Below are 16,262 nucleotides of genomic sequence, written 5' to 3'. Positions count from 1 at the left end.
AAGTTTTCAACACACATTTCTTACCACATAAACCCACTTTTTGATATTGCTAGGGCATTTTTGGTGGTGGTAAAAAAAGAAAGCGTCCCGACGCAATGCATCGGGACGCTCATATACAAGGAGTTAACCTATAATTAATGCTGAATAGCAGCTACACCTGGCAATTCTTTTATCGTTGACGGAAACACCAACAAGAGCATCTACTAAGATTGGCATCCCACCAACGTTCGACTTACCTATGGTTCAAACCAGACATCCAGACAGAAGCCTTTTACCTTAAGGTGGGAGAAGTAAACAAATCTGCTTCAGGCACAGTCTACCTAAGGGCGATAAAACAAAAAAGCGGCTCCAATAAATTGGGGCCGCTGTAAAGATTTATCTTGATTCTCTTATTATGTTTGCCTGAACTCTAAGCATAAGAGAATAAAAAAGCAAACTACCAAAAGCCGTTTTAAGTAATGCTAGTGAATTTTCGATAACTCGCTTTAATTGTGATATCTTTCCACCCGCTACCAGTGTATACAAGCTTAACGAACACCACTTCTATCAGGTCATTTGCTAAAAGTTTTACAGATTCAGGGACAGCAAACCTTTCCGCCTGCTCTTCCGTCACCTTAGTTTTATCTAAATTAAAGCCCTTTAAATCTTCATTAAATGAAAAACTAAAACCGATTCCCTGTCTTGCATAATCCACGCTAGGCAACGCGATATTTTGACTTTCCAACAGGTATTGCTCTTGCCAAAACTGAGTAAATATTCGAACATTTTTGCTACCACTTAGCTCTACAAAAGCAGCATTGAGGTTCAAAATTTCATTTGATAAATCATTGGAAGCGAATCCATCCAGATTCATATCTACAGCCTTGTCAGCGAATGCAGCTACCAATTCATATTTACCATTAAACTTCTCTCGCAGCAACTCCTCATCCATAACATCGTTTTTCTTTTTACAAGAACAAAGAGCTATAATGAAGATGAACCAGAAACTATATTTACTTTTTTTTGACATGAGCGCATCAATTTAAATAGTTTAACTTTGTATTGCCTTAACACCTGGTAATTCTTTACCTTCCATATATTCTAGTAAAGCACCACCACCGGTAGACACGTAACTTACTTCATCTTCTAAGCCAAATTTTGCAATTGCAGCTGCAGAATCGCCACCACCAATTAATGAGAAAGCGCCATTTTTAGTAGCTTCTACCACTGCTTCGGCAACAGCTTTAGTTCCTTGTTGGAAATTTTCCATTTCGAAAACACCCATAGGACCATTCCAAAGCAAGGTTTTTGAGTTTTTAATGATATCACTGAATAACTCCACAGATTTAGAACCGATATCCAAACCCATCCAATCAGCAGGAATATGGCCACTATCTACCTGGTCTTTGCTCGCATTATTATCAAATTTATCAGCAATTACTGTATCAACTGGTAATACTAGGTTTACCCCTTTAGCTTTTGCTTTCTCCAGTAACTCTAAACAAAGTTCCATTCTATCAGCCTCTAATAAAGAAGTACCGATCTCTCCACCCTGTGCCTTCGCAAAGGTATAAGCCATACCACCACCAATGATTAAATTGTCTACTTTCTCTAATAGACTTTCGATCAACAAGATTTTATCAGATACTTTAGCACCACCCATAATTGCGGTGAACGGCTTTTCAGCATCATTGATTATTTTTTCTGCATTTTTAACTTCTTCTGCCATTAAATAGCCGAAGTATTTTGCATTAGGGAAAAACTGAGCAATAGTTGCAGTAGAAGCATGCGCTCTATGTGCAGCTCCAAAAGCATCATTCACGTAAACCTCAGCTAGTTTCGATAATTTTTCTGCAAAAGCAACATCACCTTTTTCTTCTTCTTTGTAAAAACGAAGATTCTCTAACAACAAAACTTCACCTGGATACAAATTTCCGGCTTTGTTAACTGCCTCTTCACCAATACAATCATCAGCAAACTTCACAGTTAAACTTAGCATACGAGACAAATCTGCCACAATATGTTTTAAAGAATATTTATCGGTTGGCCCGTCTTTTGGTCTACCCAAATGCGACATTAAAATTACTGAACCACCATCTTTTAATATCTTTTTGATGGTTGGCAATGCAGCACGCATTCTTTTATCATCGGTAATGTTAAAATCGGCATCTAAAGGAACATTAAAATCTACTCTTACGATAGCTTTCTTATCTTTAAAATCGAACTGGTCTACTGTCTTCATTTTTCTATATTCTATATTAGGTTTAAAATCATGATATAATGCGGCCCTACTCCGGGAATTTCAAATTCTTCTGAAACAATTTCAAATCCCTGTTTCTTGTAAAAATCTACCGCCGACGTACGGGCATTGCACCAAATATACTCAGCTTTTGCCTCTTTTATGTAATCTACTGCATATTTTATCAGCATTGCTCCATAACCTTTCCCCAAAAAAGCTGTGTCGGTGGCCATTCCGCGAAGCTGGTAACCCCTACCATTCCTGCCTTCCATATCTTGGGGATAGAAAGTAGCGACGGTAGCAATTTCGGCTTCATCAGCATAGTAAGCTAGATGGAAGATGCCCTCAGCTTCATCAGTAGGAAAAACACACTCATTTATAGCAGCACCATTTCTGAGCATTTTACTTCTTAAGGGAAGTACGACCTCCAAAGGAACAAACTTTATCATAACCTTTTATTAGTGGTTAGTGGTTAATTATTAATGGTTAATAGTCCATAGTTAATTTACTTTTATTTATTGTGAATTAACTGTTAGCATTCGATTATTGGTTCTTAATTATTAGAACCTTTTATCTTCTCCACTACATCTGCTAAGCGGTTTGAATAGCCAGATTCGTTATCGTACCAGCCGACCACTTTCACCAAATCACCAACAATTGAAGTCAATTGTGCATCAAATACACAAGAATAAGTATTGTTGATTACGTCTACAGAAACAATCGGGTCTTCGGTATATTGTACAATTTGATTTAGTTTTCCTGCGGCAGCAACTTTAAAAGCTTCATTGATTTCCTCTATCGTTGTTTTCTTTTTAAGGATGCAAGTGAAATCTGTCAGCGAGCCATTCAAAACTGGTACCCTGATCCCGGCTCCACCCAATTTTCCATCCAAATGTGGAAAGATGTGCGTAATCGCCTTCGCGGCACCGGTACTTGTTGGAATAATGGAAGAAGATGCTGCCCTTGCTCTGCGCAAATCTTGATGCGGAGAGTCATGCAGGTTTTGATCGCCCGTCATAGAATGCACTGTGGTGATATAACCGTCCTCAATTCCCCAGTTATCATCCAATATTTTAACCATTGGCGCCACGTTATTAGTTGTACAAGAGGCATTCGATAAAATTGGAGAAGAAAAATCGACCTCGTCATCATTCACCCCCATTACAACCATTGGTATGCCTTTATCGGGTGCTGGCGCAGATATGAGCACTTGCTTTGCTCCAGCTTGCAGGTGTTTGTCGGCACCAACTTTATTAGCAAATTTACCTGTTGCTTCTACTACCAAATCTATGTTTAGCTCTTTCCATGGCAAATTCTCGGGATTAGCACTAGACAAAACCTGAATTTTCTTTCCATCTATTATCAAACACTGTTCTTCTATACCTACCTCACCTTTATAACCACCGTGAACAGAATCGTATTTAAACAAGTGTGCCAATGTAGCGGGCACTGTAAGGTCATTAATTGCTACTATATCAAAGTTTCTTTCCAAAGCAGTACGTAAAAACATTCGGCCTATTCGTCCAAAACCATTAATAGCTATTCTCATTTGGTATTGATTTATGTGAAAACAACATCATTTCACGCGGCAAATCTAGCCAATATCTAGTGAAAGAAAATCTAAATTTTAAATTAAAGAAGAAACTACAATAGCTTAACAGTATCCTTTATAAATACGTCTTTAACGGTATAAGATTTAGCTTTCTTTTTACCCTTAATATAAGTAAGTACTCCATTACACACTACACAAATTCCAATTTGGAGAAATATAAGCCCAAAATTTCCCAAATGACTAAACATCAATGTTAGCGCAATCATAGATAGATTGAAAGATACGGTAACTAATAGTACTTGCTTTGAACTTAAGCCTAAACGTAAAAGACGGTGGTGAATATGGTTTCTATCACCTCTAAATGGTGATTTTTTATTAACAATTCTAATAAAAAATATTCGAAGTGAATCGAAAACAGGGACAATAAGGACTGCAACAGCAATAGACGGAGCAGATTTAAAATAAGGGACAGAACCGAATCCCACTTTATTAATTTCAATGAATTTGATAGCCAAAACCGCAGATACCAAACCTATAATTAGCGAGCCGGTATCTCCCATGAATATTTTTGCTGGTGGATAATTAAAGACCAAGAAGCCGAGGATTGCCCCTAACATCGAAAAAGCGATAAAGGCATAAGGCATATTGCCTTCCAACGCAAAAAACATCCCGAAAAACAGATTTACAATTACACCAACGGTACCAGCCAGCCCATCCACCCCATCAATTAAATTAAAAGCATTATTGATGAATATAATTAAAGCGACGGAAAATATCCCTCCGGCAAATGGATGCACATTCCAGATATCAAATACACCATAAAGGCTTGATAGTTTAAAATCGCCCAAACAAACCAATATCAAAGCCACTACAATTTGCAATGCAAACTTGGTATTTGGGCTAACGCCATAAATATCATCCTTAATACCTAATGCAAATAGAAGGATGCTTGAGGCGATTAAAAAATTTGCTTCTTGGTAATTTACAGTGGTAGCAAAAAGTAAAACAGTAATTGTGAATCCGCAAAAAAGTCCAATACCACCTAATCTAGAGATATTTCCAGTATGCTCTTTTCTATGCAAATCAACAGAATCATAAAGTTTATATTTATTGGCCGTATGTATAATAGAAGGAATAGCAAAGCGTACCAACAAAAACGCTAGACAAACAATAGAAACATAAAACGCCAAGGGATACTCGGCAAATAATTGCTTGGGCATGCTTTCTTACAAAAGATTGACAACCAAATCTATGAAATATTTAAACAATAAGGTTGCCTTTTTTCATAGAAAAAAAATTAAAAATAAATTTAACATCGCACTTGTAAAAGACTGAACAAAAAAGAAATGCAATATGAGTTTATTAAAAGAACTGTCTAATTTTTCTCAGTTTTTTTAATAGCAATGCCATTAATGGCATGGGCACATTATTTTGTTTTAAAGCAGCATAATCATTCAAAAATGCAGCATACCGATGCTTTGCAGATTGGTTACTCATGCCGCCGCTACGCATGTTAACCATTAACTTTGGCAAATAAGCCGTCGTAATTTGATGCTTGTAAAAATACCTTAGCATCAATTCATAATCAGCAGCAGAACCATAATTTAATTTGTAAGCACCCAACTGCGAGAAGAGACCAGCTTTCACGTACAAAGTAGGATGAGCAGGCATCCAGCCTAAGGCCAAATCTTTAGGGCAAGCCGAAGATGAACGCCATTTCCGCTGTATTTTATTGATATCATTTGGTGCTACGTAATTTAAATCACCATACACTGCATCTACATCCAGTACTTTAAACTTTTTCACCAGTTCTGTTATTACATCGCTACTTGCAAGTATGTCGTCAGCATTTAAGATGCCAATCACCTCACCTGTAGCTAAAGCAATGCCCTTATTCAGTGCGTCGTACATACCTTGGTCTGGTTCCGAAACCAATACCGAAATCCGTTCTTCATATTCCTTAGCTATATGGTACGTTCGATCTGTAGATTTTCCGTCTATCAAAACATACTCCAAGTCTTCATAGTCTTGCCCAAGCACAGACTCGATGCAATCTCTAAGATGCTGCTCCGCGTTATAAACTACAGTAATGATTGTTATTTTCAAGTGCTTGTATTTTGCAGCTGTAAAAATACAATCCTAATCTTTCTACAAAAATTTTATTTCACTTGCCTGTTTTTTCTGTAGAAAACTTAAAAGACGAGCAGTTTTAAAAACCACACAACCTTAAAGAATAACCAACAAACAAACCCATTGATAAAATCATTAAAATCTATATTCAAAACGGTAAAATCTACCTACAATTATGGGGTTTACTTAAAAATTAGGGCACTTCCGTTTTTTAATTTTATCACTTTTTTAATCATAAAAAATTGTAATTTGCACCCTCATTCAAACTAATGAACTACAACAAATTACCTTTGACAGCGCTTGTCTTTATCTGCTTTGCCGCCACTTTTTGCAGTTCGTGTTCTTTCAAAGGGAGACAAGTGATTTTAAAAACTCCTTATGATGCGGACACGGTAAAAACAGTAAGGGTAGTAAACAGTGCAGTAATTAACGAAAACTACTACAATCTCATCAAAGCAGAAGATGAGCTTGCCATTAAAAATGTGCAAGACATGAGCCTGATAGCACCTACAGCAACGGGAAGCAACAATGCTACACAAACCACCTTTACAACCTTTAAGGTAAACGCTGCAGGAGAAGTGGTTTTACCTAAAATAGGGGCAATCAAAGTAGCTGGATTAAATCGTATGCAAGCTGCAGAAGCTATCCAAAAAGCTTACGAACAAAAAGAACTGAATGCTCCGTTAATTGATGTACGCATAGCCAATGCTTATGTGATTTTATTGGGCGAAGTGCGCACCCAGGGAAAATTTGTTATCGAAAGAGAAGATTATGAACTGATAGACCTACTCGCTGATGCTGGTGGTCTAACTCCCGACGCCAACAAGAAAATGCTACGCATATTTAGAGGAGATAAGAACAACCCTGAAATTATTTTTGTAAACCTTAGCGATTACTCTTTTTTAAAAGACCCTAGGCTTAAATTGAGAGCCAAAGATGTTGTCTACGTTGAGCCGAGAAGAGTATCAGTGAATAGCCAAAATTTCCAAGCGTATTCTACCTTCATTCAAATAGGCTTTACCATTGTTAATGCATTATTATTAATCTATACCATCACCAAGTAATGGAACAACCAGTCGCCGGTAATGCAAATGTGCAGCAAGATATAGACTATGTTAAAATCGCAAAGATTGTACTTAGTAGATGGTATTGGCTGGCCAGCACCGTAATAATTTCGTTAATAGCTGCGTACATTTATTTATGGTATACGCCCGAAATTTTTAGCACTAGTGCATCGCTCAAGTTTGAGGAAAAGAAATCAGAGATATCCGAGTTACTAAACGTAAGAACGGGCTATGACCGCAATAACAAAATGCAATCTGAGCAATTTGTAATCAGGTCTAGAGACGTTTTGGTTAATGCGGTGAGTGAATTAGATTATAGAATTTCCTTTTATCTTAAAGGAAGAGTAAGAACTAGCGACATCTATCCTCAAAAACCCTTAGACATTTCCATTATAGAAGAGGACAGTACGAACTTAAGTACCAACCTTATTGAATATGAAACGATAGACAATGCTTCTTTTAAATTAACCCATCAAGAGAACGGCCAAGACGTTAGCAACACCTACAAAAATGGGCAAATCATTGCCATTGCTGGTATTAAATTTAAAATCAACAATAACACCAAATTTAAGGATAACAAATCTATTTATTGCTTCCGATTTAACTCAAAAGATGCATTTTTAGGGCGTATTGCTGGCGGCTTAAATATGTTCGAAACCAAGGGAACTAATATTCTTTCTCTTTCGCAAACAGATACCAATCCATTTTTTGCTACCGATATCCTTAATGCGATACTACGATCTTATGTAAGATATGACCGTGAGCAAAAAACAATTTCTGCTACGCAAACCATCAAATTTATCGACACGCTACAGCAAAGCATGTCGCAAGCGGTACAGGCTTCTGGATCAGAATTGGCACAGTTTAAGATGAACAATAAGGTGTTGGACATTACTTCTGCTGGCGAAGAGGTGATGAGAAAACTAACAGGGCTTGAAACAGAAAAGAGCACCTTAAACTTACAGGGAATTTTCATCAACCAGTTAGAGAAGGAGGTAATCGGGAATAAGAATCTCAATGCCATCAATTACAACTTACAGGGTATTACCGATCCAATGCTGGGATCGTTACTTACGCAATACAATGCACTCTTGATTAAACGAGAGGAGGCCCTAATAACCTATAAAGCTAGCTCTGATATTGTACAACAGATAGACAGGCAGATTTTAGAAATCAAGTCAGCTTTTGTAAGCAATGCAAATTCGCAAAGGCAAAAAAACCAAAAAACCATTGCATTTTTAGACCAACAAATTGGTTCTATCAAACAAACGTTCAATACTATCCCTAAAGCAGAAAAGGAGTTGATCAACCTCACTTCTAATGCAGCAATTAATCAAAAAGTATATAGCTACCTTTCTGAAAAAAAATTAGAAGCCCAGATCAGTAAAGCAGCAATTACAGCTGGTGCCACCATTGTGGATTTAGCCAATTACAACAGCAATCCTATTGCTCCAGTACACAAAAAAACATATACTACGGCTTTAATTATCGGTTTAATTGCGGGCGTTGGACTTATTCTTTTGGTGAGGATGTTGAATCCCTTCATCTATGATAAAGAAACGATCGAAAGCTTAACTACCATTCCAATTATTGGAGTAATTAGAAAATATCAGGATGCGATAGATGAGGACAATCGCCAAATTTTATCGATAAAAAACCCGAAATCTCTATTTGCCGAATCGGTACGCTCGGTTAGAACCAACTTGAGCTTTTTAGCTGCCGAGAAGGCTAGCAAAATAGTCTGTATCACCTCAGAAATTTCAGGAGAAGGAAAATCTTTCACGACAGTAAATCTAGCCAGTACTTTAAGCTTAATTGACAAAAAAGTGATTGTAATTGCTGCCGATTTGAGAAGATCAAAATTACACCACACTTTTAAGGTAAACAATTTAAAGGGTCTAAGTTCTTACTTATCAAATCAGGCAACGCTAGCCGAGGTTACTTTTCCTACAGAAGTAGAGAACTTGACTTTCATTCCGGCTGGTCCTGTACCGCCCAATCCTTCAGAGTTACTATATTCTGATAAAATGAAAAATTTATTGGAAGATTTAACTAAAACCTACGATTTTGTAATTGTCGATTCGGCTCCGGTAGGCTTAGTTTCTGATGCCATTCCATTGATAAGGATGGCCGATGTAAACTTATTTGTTGTGCGTTCTGGGGTTTCGCGTTATCAAGCAGCTTCGGTTCCCGAGAGGCTTTCAAAGGAATTTAACTTATCTAATATAGCCATCATATTAAACGCCTTCGATAATGATATCCTGCATAGCAGATATTACACCACCAACTACACGGGTAGCTATTATGCCAATTACTACTATTACTCCGACTATTCGAATACGGGATATGGTAGCGGCTACTATACTGACGGACCAGGTAAAAAATGGTGGGAATTTTGGAAAAGGAAATAAGCTATGATTGACAACCAGTACAGATGGTATCCAGTTTACACCAATTCTAGAGCAGAAAAAAGGGCTTGCAAAGAACTGCAAAAAAAGCAGATTGAGTGTTATCTGCCACTAAAAAAAGAATTGAAACAATGGAGCGACCGCAAGAAAATAGTCGAAGAGCCTCTATTTACGTCATATATCTTTGTTAAGATTTCTAGTAGAGAATACGCTGAGGTTTTAATGACCCAAGGTATTAGCCGTTTCCTATATTTTTCTGGAAAAATTGCCATCATGCCAGATAAACAGATGGAAGATTTAAAACTATTAATGTCTTCGGGCGAAGATTTGGAACTAATAGAATACGAAATACAACCTGGAGAGAAAGTACTGGTAAATGCTGGACCATTCAAAGGAATGATTGCAGAACTAATCTCTATAAAAAACAAAAAAAGCCTGGTTCTAAAGCTAGAAAACTTAGGCTATGCCATACATGTGAATACGTCTATGGCTTACATAGAACCGTTTAAATAAAAACATAATAATTAGCTGATTTTATTAACTAATTTAATGGTAGCAATATTAATGATGTTGATTATACCATGATGTGAGGTTCCAAAAACATGGGACTGAAAGGGCGAAGCTGTAAACTAAGACGTCGAAAAATACAAAAGAATGTGTAGGATTGCTGGAATAATTGGCAACAAGTGGAGCAAAGCAGAAGTAGAAGATGGTTTGCAGCGGATGTGCGACGCTATGCAAAAAGGCGGACCGGACGGCTTTGGCTATCAAACCCTACCCGAACTTAACTTAGCTTTTGGCCATAGAAGGCTTTCGCTTATTGATCTTAGTGAAAATGGAAAGCAACCCATGGCTTATGGAAAGCATTTATGGATAACCTTTAACGGTGAAATTTATAATTACCAAGAACTTAAAGCTGATTTAATTTCTAAAGGATTTACTTTCCAGAACCAAACCGATACTGAAGTTATACTTGCAGGATACGAAGCTTACGGAACCGATTTCTTTAAAGAATTAAAGGGAATGTTTGCATTTGCTTTAGTTGACCAAAAAGCAAGACAAACTTTTTTAGTAAGAGATGAAATTGGGATCAAACCACTATATTATTACAGCCAATCAAATGAGCTTTATTTTGCTTCGGAAGTAAAAGCATTTAAAGCACTTGACCCAAATTGGAAAGAGAACAAAGATTGGCCAATCTACTTCCTTTCATTTGGTTTTGTACCCGAACCTTACACCACTTTAGATGGCGTTTACAACCTAGCGAAAGGACATTTTTTAACTTGGGACCATGCTAAGCAGCAATGTAAAACACAGCAGTTTTCAGGCAACTATCCTAACGCTGAACAAACAACTCAGCCAGAAGCAATTAAACAAACCGAAACCAATTTAGACAAAGCAGTAAAAAGACATCTTATCGCCGACGCTCCTATTGGTGTATTTTTGAGTGGCGGTATTGATAGCAGCTTGTTGAGCATTATTGCCAATGAACAAAATGCTCAAACCATTACTACGGTTAGCATTAATTTTAACGAGCCAGAGTTTTCTGAACAAAGCTATCAGCAAATTATAGCTGAACAAATTGGTAGCGAACACATCAGCTATACAGTTACAGCTAATGACTTTGAACAAAATATTGCACAAATCTTTCAAGATATGGACCAACCATCTAACGATGGCATCAATTCTTGGTTTGTAAATAAAGTAGCTAAAGAAAATGGATTAAAGGCCGTATTATCAGGCATTGGTGCCGATGAACTTTTTGGCGGCTACCCCTCTTTCAAGAGACACGAGCTCATTAAAAAACTTAAAAAGCTTCCTCGCTTCTTATTAAAATCAGCAAAGCATTTACCCAACGACAAGCTCAAGCGTATCAGCTTTCTCGCCTACAAAAATCCGATAGGAGAATATCTGTTTTTGAGGGGATTTTACACGCCTAATGTAGTTGGCAAATTATTGGGAATATCAGAAAAACAGGTAACAAAGCTTTTAAGTAGTTATCCAACCCACGAAGAACTAGAGCTATTAAATGCCGAAGACCGAATTGCTTGGTTTGAATGTAATATTTACATGCAGAACCAATTACTAAAAGACACCGACTACATGAGCATGGCACATGGCATTGAAGTTAGGGTACCCTTTCTGGATCAGGATGTAGTAACTGGAGCAAAGCAATTGCCCACCAATAAAAGATTTAACCAACAACCAAAATCATTGTTAATTGAAGCCTACCGCAACCTACTACCCGAGGCGATATGGAATAGACCCAAAAAGGGATTTACGTTCCCCTTTCAACATTGGTTTGGCAGTTATCAGCCTATGCTGAATACCAATCACTACCAAAATAACCCACAAGCTTTAAGGTTATTAAAGCAATTTAAAGACAACAAATTACACTGGTCGAAATTATTTGCTGTTTACCAAGTATTCTATCATGCTCGCCAGAAATAAAAACATACTTTTCCTCAATTTATATGCCTTTAGCCTAACGGGCGGCGTAGAGAAAGTGAGCAAGAATTTCATCTATACGCTTCGTCAATTATTTAGCGAAAAGGAATGGGCAAGCTATTCGATGTATGATAAAACTGCCGATGTAGATGGCAGATATACTTCCAACTCAACTTACAGAACTTTTGGAGGTGCCAAAATCTCTTTTATACTTACAAGTTTTTGGAAAGGATTATCTTCTCCAACACTTATTTTATCGCACATTAACCTTTTATTGGTTGCCAAATTAATTTCATTTGTTAAGCCCAAGCATAGATTTATCTTATTTGCACATGGCATTGAAGTTTGGGATCAATTGCCGAAATGGAAAGTAGATTTTATCAGAAACAAAGTGGAAGTATGGGCAGTGAGCAATTACACTAGAGATAGGATGGTAAACCAACATCACCTTAAACAAAACCAGTTAAAAGTGCTCAATAACAGCCTATCTCCATTTTTAAATTTTCCTACTCTTTTCGAAAAGCCAAAACAGTTAACTGAAAAGTATGGCTTGGATATTAAAAACCCGATATTGTATACGTTGAGCAGACTTTCTGCTGCCGAGAAATACAAAGGATACGATACCGTGATCATCGCCTTGGCAGAGCTAAAAAAGAAGGGACATCATTTCACTTACCTCCTTGCGGGAAAAGCGGATGAAACTGAAAAGTTGAGAATAACACAATTGGTTAATACGCTTAACTTGACAGAAAATGTCAAACTACTTGGTTACTTATCTGATGACGAACTTAGTGCTCACTTTTTATTGAGTGATATCTTTATTATGCCGAGTAAAGGAGAAGGTTTCGGAATTGTATTTATTGAGGCCGCAGCACATGGTTGCCAAATTATAGGTGGCAATACTGATGGCAGCACCGACGCCCTTCTAAACGGAAAACTGGGCCAAATGGTTAATCCAAATAGCGAAGTAGAAATAATTAATGCCATACAAACAGCATTGGCAAATCATCATCATCAAGCTAACGAACAACAACAATTAACTGTTAAGCACTTCGGTTTCGAGCAATATATGGAACAAGTTAATCGCTTAATTGCTAACCCCTAATTGCACAAAACCAAAATACTAAATTCTAGCATTTAACTCCCGATACCTGACACCTTTAAATTATGAATAATCAACAATACGACTGGAGTATAGAACCTCAAAGCTCGTTACTAGACCTAAAGCTAAAAGATACCTGGGCCTACAGAGATTTGCTTTGGCTCCTAGTTAGAAGAGATTTTGTGTCGTTCTACAAGCAAACCATTTTAGGCCCGTTGTGGTTCTTTATACAGCCGCTTTTAACAACAATGATTTTCACTTTCGTTTTCGGCAACCTTGCTGGAATTAGTACAGATGGGCTTCCACAACCTTTATTCTATATGGCCGGAATCACTGCCTGGAACTACTTCGCCGATTGTCTAACCAAAACATCAACCGTATTTAAAGACAATGCTAACATCTTCGGCAAGGTGTATTTTCCTAGATTAATCATGCCTTTAAGTATCGTAGTCAGTAATTTGGTAAGATTTGGTGTCCAATTCCTTCTGTTTATTATTGTAATGGGATACTATTATTTCATTGCAAAAGCTGATTTCAATATCACATGGGCAATTTCACTTTTCCCTCTTATAGTTGTATTAATGGCACTTTTAGGTTTAGGCGCTGGAATGCTTATTTCTGCCATGACCACCAAATACCGAGATTTAGCATTCTTAGTTACTTTTGGCGTGCAACTATTAATGTATGCCACTACCGTAATTTATCCATTAAGCACAGCCTTAGAAAACTATCCCTCTTATTCTTGGATCATAGAATACAATCCTATGACTCCACTTATTGAAACCTTCAGGTACGGATTTTTAGGAAACGGCACTTTCAGCTGGGGAGCTTTGGGCTATACTACAGGCGTTACTTTGGTAATTTTGTTGATTGGTATAGTTGTATTCAATAAAGTAGAAAAGAACTTTGTAGATACTGTTTAATGCCCTTAATACCCAAAATAAGTATTGTTATACCAAGCTATAATCAGGGCAAGTACCTAGAGGAAACGTTGGTTTCTGTAATAGACCAGCGGTATCCTAACTTGCAATTAATTGTAATTGATGGTGGAAGTGTCGACAATTCTGTAGCGATAATCAAGCAATATGAAAAGCACATACATTATTGGGTTAGCGAAAAAGACAATGGCCAAAGCCATGCTATTAACAAAGGCTTTGCAATTGCAGATGGCGACCTTCTAACTTACTTAAACAGTGATGATTTACTGATGCCAAATGTTCTTGAGGCAATAGCAAATGTCTACTGTAAAGACAAAAATCAAATTATTACCGGCAATTGGTTAGAAGGCAGCAATAAACAAACTGCAATGCTTAGAGAAGTGATACAGCCGCCAACCATAGAAAATCTGATTTTAAATATTGGATTGTTTGGACAACCAGGAACGTTTTGGTCTAAAAGCGAGCAGCCTATTTTAATCAATGAGCAATATCATTTCTGCCTAGATTTAGAACTATTTTATCGATTGTTATCTTCTGGTTATAAAGTAGAACTGATTAACAAACCAGTCGCTTTTTTCAGAGTTCATGCATCGGCTAAAACAGCCAATTTACAACAAACCAAATACGAAGAAATTATACGATTTTTAACGCAATGTTTAGATAAGCACCTCAACATTGCGACTAAGATAAAAGCGTTGATAGCTCGAAACAAACGAACGGCTTATAGATTGGAATTAGCAGAAACGTTAAAGAAGCAACCTATAAATCTGATTCCTAAACTATGGAAAGCCTTCATCTATGACCCGAGGATTTTCATTAAAGGCATTTAAATTTGCGTAGTTATTCAGCAACAGTAGAAAAGATAAAGTGTATTTCATTTAGCCTATATGGTCAAAACAAAAAATACTTAGTAGGTGCACTAGAAAATGTTAAGTTAGCGGAGCAATTCTTTCCCGATTTTTACTGTTATTTCTTCTATAATCAAACTGTACCAATAACTTACATCCAGCAATTGGAAAAAGGCAAAAACGTACGATTGTTGAACATGGAAAACTCCGATATTCCGCCAATGATGTGGAGATTTACAGCGATAGAGTTACCAGAAGTTGGTTTAATGTTATCCAGAGATACCGACAGCAGGTTAAATTACCGGGAGAAAACCATTATAGAAGCTTGGGAAAAAGAACCTACTTCATTTTTAATGATAAAGGACCATCCCGGTTCTCATGGCAATCCTTTTTTAATGGGCGGACTTTGGGCAGCTAAAAACGTTGACCAACTTAACATCAGCCAACTTATTAGAACATGGTTAGTTGAATATAAAAACAAGGATAAGCAAGCATGGGGAGCAGATCAGGATTTTTTAATGAGTAAAATATATCCACTTTGTGCCAATAACCTCTCTTACTACGATGATTATAACATCAACAAGGTTGATTACTGCCAGAAAATAAGTTATCCAAGAGAGAACTGGCATTTTATCGGCGAAATTTTTGATGAAAACAATAGACGAGATTACCATTGGAAAGCGTTGAGGGCACACCATTGGAGAAGTAAAGGCTTTTTGGGCTATTGTTTTGCTAAAGTGGCCAATTTGTTCGTCCCAGAATGGAAACCGTAAAAAACATGTCTCTATTAACGATCATTTCCATCAATTACAACAGTAAAAATGGCTTACAAAAAACCATTGAGAGCGTAATTAAGCAAAGCTGGAAAGATTTTGAATATATCGTTATAGATGGCGGCTCAACTGATGGAAGTTTAGAAGTTGTTAAAAACTATCAAGATTATATTAATTACGATATAAGTGAACCTGACAACGGAGTGTTCAACGCTATGAACAAAGGGGCTAAAGCAGCAAATGGCGATTACTTATTGTTTTTAAATAGTGGTGACATTTTGCATAACGACGAGTCGCTATCCAAACTGGTTGCACAAATGATGCAAAAATCTGATAGCGACATATATTACACCAATTTATTACTGGCTGATTTGGAGAACGATACTGAACGCATCCATCAATGCCCAAATCATTTAACACTAACCTATTTTACAGGCTCTTTTATCGGACACCCAGCATCCTTAATTAAGCGAACCGTGTTTAATACCATGGGCGGCTATTCCGAAGACTATCATATCATCTCAGATTGGCTCTTTTTTGTAAAGGCATTTTTAGCTGGGTATACTTTTCAATATATTGACATGATACTCTCTACCTTCTTTTTAGATGGTGTTTCTTCAAATGGTAACGCACAACATGCCGAAGAAGTGAAAAGAGTGTATCAAAATGAGCTAAGCTTCATTGCCAGTGATATGAAATCATTAAGAAAAGTAAATACACGACCCTATCGATTCATGGAAAAATTGTTGAGCAAAATCCGTACACATTAGTTGCAAAATCT

General features: G+C 37.1%; 15 protein-coding genes. 9 read left to right on the top strand and 6 right to left on the bottom strand.

Annotation, left to right across the window (positions count from 1 at the left end; genetic code table 11):
* Positions 1–451 precede the first annotated feature (451 nt).
* The 6 genes from CRO54_RS15320 to CRO54_RS15295 all read right to left on the bottom strand — a co-directional run bounded on the left by CRO54_RS15320 (position 452) and on the right by CRO54_RS15295 (position 5,876).
* Positions 452–1,009 carry a hypothetical protein gene (locus CRO54_RS15320; RefSeq protein WP_138765850.1) on the bottom strand — a complete coding sequence of 186 codons (558 nt, stop codon included), beginning with the start codon at positions 1,007–1,009 and terminating at the stop codon, positions 452–454.
* Between the two features lie 21 nt (positions 1,010–1,030).
* The gene (locus CRO54_RS15315; RefSeq protein ID WP_097132941.1) at positions 1,031–2,221 is read right to left on the bottom strand and encodes a phosphoglycerate kinase; all 1,191 of its coding nucleotides are present in this window, start codon (positions 2,219–2,221) and stop codon (positions 1,031–1,033) included.
* A gap of 11 nt (positions 2,222–2,232) precedes the next feature.
* Positions 2,233–2,667 carry a GNAT family N-acetyltransferase gene (locus tag CRO54_RS15310; protein ID WP_097132940.1) on the bottom strand — a complete coding sequence of 145 codons (435 nt, stop codon included), beginning with the start codon at positions 2,665–2,667 and terminating at the stop codon, positions 2,233–2,235.
* A gap of 104 nt (positions 2,668–2,771) precedes the next feature.
* Positions 2,772–3,767: a type I glyceraldehyde-3-phosphate dehydrogenase gene (gap, locus tag CRO54_RS15305; protein ID WP_097132939.1), complete on the bottom strand. Its 996-nt coding sequence runs from the start codon at positions 3,765–3,767 to the stop codon at positions 2,772–2,774.
* Between the two features lie 95 nt (positions 3,768–3,862).
* Positions 3,863–4,990 (bottom strand): MraY family glycosyltransferase, encoded by a 1,128-nt coding sequence (locus tag CRO54_RS15300; protein ID WP_097132938.1) that lies wholly within the window; start codon positions 4,988–4,990, stop codon positions 3,863–3,865.
* A 142-nt stretch (positions 4,991–5,132) separates the two neighbouring features.
* The gene (locus CRO54_RS15295) at positions 5,133–5,876 is read right to left on the bottom strand and encodes a glycosyltransferase family 2 protein (RefSeq protein ID WP_097132937.1); all 744 of its coding nucleotides are present in this window, start codon (positions 5,874–5,876) and stop codon (positions 5,133–5,135) included.
* Between the two features lie 293 nt (positions 5,877–6,169).
* On the opposite strand from CRO54_RS15295, the gene CRO54_RS15290 reads away from it, so the two are divergent.
* The 9 genes from CRO54_RS15290 (at position 6,170) to CRO54_RS15250 (ending at position 16,251) form a co-directional block, all read left to right on the top strand.
* Positions 6,170–6,964, top strand: coding sequence for a polysaccharide biosynthesis/export family protein (locus CRO54_RS15290; RefSeq protein ID WP_097132936.1), 795 nt, complete (start codon positions 6,170–6,172; stop codon positions 6,962–6,964).
* A complete protein-coding gene (locus tag CRO54_RS15285; protein ID WP_097132935.1) occupies positions 6,964–9,375 on the top strand; it encodes a GumC family protein in 2,412 nt (803 codons plus the stop codon). The genes CRO54_RS15290 and CRO54_RS15285 overlap by 1 nt, the downstream gene beginning before the upstream one ends.
* A gap of 3 nt (positions 9,376–9,378) precedes the next feature.
* The gene (locus CRO54_RS15280) at positions 9,379–9,885 is read left to right on the top strand and encodes a UpxY family transcription antiterminator (protein ID WP_097132934.1); all 507 of its coding nucleotides are present in this window, start codon (positions 9,379–9,381) and stop codon (positions 9,883–9,885) included.
* 141 nt (positions 9,886–10,026) lie between these two features.
* Positions 10,027–11,823 (top strand): asparagine synthase (glutamine-hydrolyzing), encoded by a 1,797-nt coding sequence (asnB, locus tag CRO54_RS15275; RefSeq protein WP_097132933.1) that lies wholly within the window; start codon positions 10,027–10,029, stop codon positions 11,821–11,823.
* Positions 11,807–12,925: a glycosyltransferase family 4 protein gene (locus CRO54_RS15270; RefSeq protein ID WP_097132932.1), complete on the top strand. Its 1,119-nt coding sequence runs from the start codon at positions 11,807–11,809 to the stop codon at positions 12,923–12,925. The genes asnB and CRO54_RS15270 overlap by 17 nt, the downstream gene beginning before the upstream one ends.
* A gap of 62 nt (positions 12,926–12,987) precedes the next feature.
* The gene (locus tag CRO54_RS15265) at positions 12,988–13,845 is read left to right on the top strand and encodes an ABC transporter permease (RefSeq protein WP_097132931.1); all 858 of its coding nucleotides are present in this window, start codon (positions 12,988–12,990) and stop codon (positions 13,843–13,845) included.
* Positions 13,845–14,690, top strand: coding sequence for a glycosyltransferase family 2 protein (locus CRO54_RS15260; RefSeq protein WP_097132930.1), 846 nt, complete (start codon positions 13,845–13,847; stop codon positions 14,688–14,690). The genes CRO54_RS15265 and CRO54_RS15260 overlap by 1 nt, the downstream gene beginning before the upstream one ends.
* Positions 14,691–14,692: 2 nt before the next feature.
* Positions 14,693–15,481: a hypothetical protein gene (locus tag CRO54_RS15255; protein ID WP_097132929.1), complete on the top strand. Its 789-nt coding sequence runs from the start codon at positions 14,693–14,695 to the stop codon at positions 15,479–15,481.
* Positions 15,469–16,251: a glycosyltransferase family 2 protein gene (locus CRO54_RS15250; protein ID WP_097132928.1), complete on the top strand. Its 783-nt coding sequence runs from the start codon at positions 15,469–15,471 to the stop codon at positions 16,249–16,251. Before CRO54_RS15255 ends, CRO54_RS15250 begins: the two co-directional genes overlap by 13 nt.
* The last annotated feature ends 11 nt before the right edge of the window (positions 16,252–16,262 follow it).

Source organism: Pedobacter xixiisoli, assembly GCF_900215335.1.
GTDB lineage: Bacteria > Bacteroidota > Bacteroidia > Sphingobacteriales > Sphingobacteriaceae > Pedobacter > Pedobacter xixiisoli.
Note: the sequence above shows the minus strand (reverse complement) of the source record. Positions and strands in the feature narration are given on the sequence as shown.

Excerpts from the sequence above, each read along its gene's own strand:
- CRO54_RS15285 (WP_097132935.1), top strand. The coding sequence starts at position 6,964 with ATGGAACAACCAGTCGCCGGTAATGCAAATGTGCAGCAAGATATAGAC.
- CRO54_RS15265 (WP_097132931.1), top strand. The coding sequence starts at position 12,988 with ATGAATAATCAACAATACGACTGGAGTATAGAACCTCAAAGCTCGTTA.
- CRO54_RS15250 (WP_097132928.1), top strand. The coding sequence starts at position 15,469 with ATGGAAACCGTAAAAAACATGTCTCTATTAACGATCATTTCCATCAAT.
- gap (WP_097132939.1), bottom strand. The coding sequence starts at position 3,767 with ATGAGAATAGCTATTAATGGTTTTGGACGAATAGGCCGAATGTTTTTA.
- CRO54_RS15320 (WP_138765850.1), bottom strand. The coding sequence starts at position 1,009 with ATGTCAAAAAAAAGTAAATATAGTTTCTGGTTCATCTTCATTATAGCT.
- CRO54_RS15280 (WP_097132934.1), top strand. The coding sequence starts at position 9,379 with ATGATTGACAACCAGTACAGATGGTATCCAGTTTACACCAATTCTAGA.
- CRO54_RS15310 (WP_097132940.1), bottom strand. The coding sequence starts at position 2,667 with ATGATAAAGTTTGTTCCTTTGGAGGTCGTACTTCCCTTAAGAAGTAAA.
- asnB (WP_097132933.1), top strand. The coding sequence starts at position 10,027 with ATGTGTAGGATTGCTGGAATAATTGGCAACAAGTGGAGCAAAGCAGAA.
- CRO54_RS15300 (WP_097132938.1), bottom strand. The coding sequence starts at position 4,990 with ATGCCCAAGCAATTATTTGCCGAGTATCCCTTGGCGTTTTATGTTTCT.
- CRO54_RS15290 (WP_097132936.1), top strand. The coding sequence starts at position 6,170 with ATGAACTACAACAAATTACCTTTGACAGCGCTTGTCTTTATCTGCTTT.
- CRO54_RS15270 (WP_097132932.1), top strand. The coding sequence starts at position 11,807 with ATGCTCGCCAGAAATAAAAACATACTTTTCCTCAATTTATATGCCTTT.
- CRO54_RS15260 (WP_097132930.1), top strand. The coding sequence starts at position 13,845 with ATGCCCTTAATACCCAAAATAAGTATTGTTATACCAAGCTATAATCAG.
- CRO54_RS15315 (WP_097132941.1), bottom strand. The coding sequence starts at position 2,221 with ATGAAGACAGTAGACCAGTTCGATTTTAAAGATAAGAAAGCTATCGTA.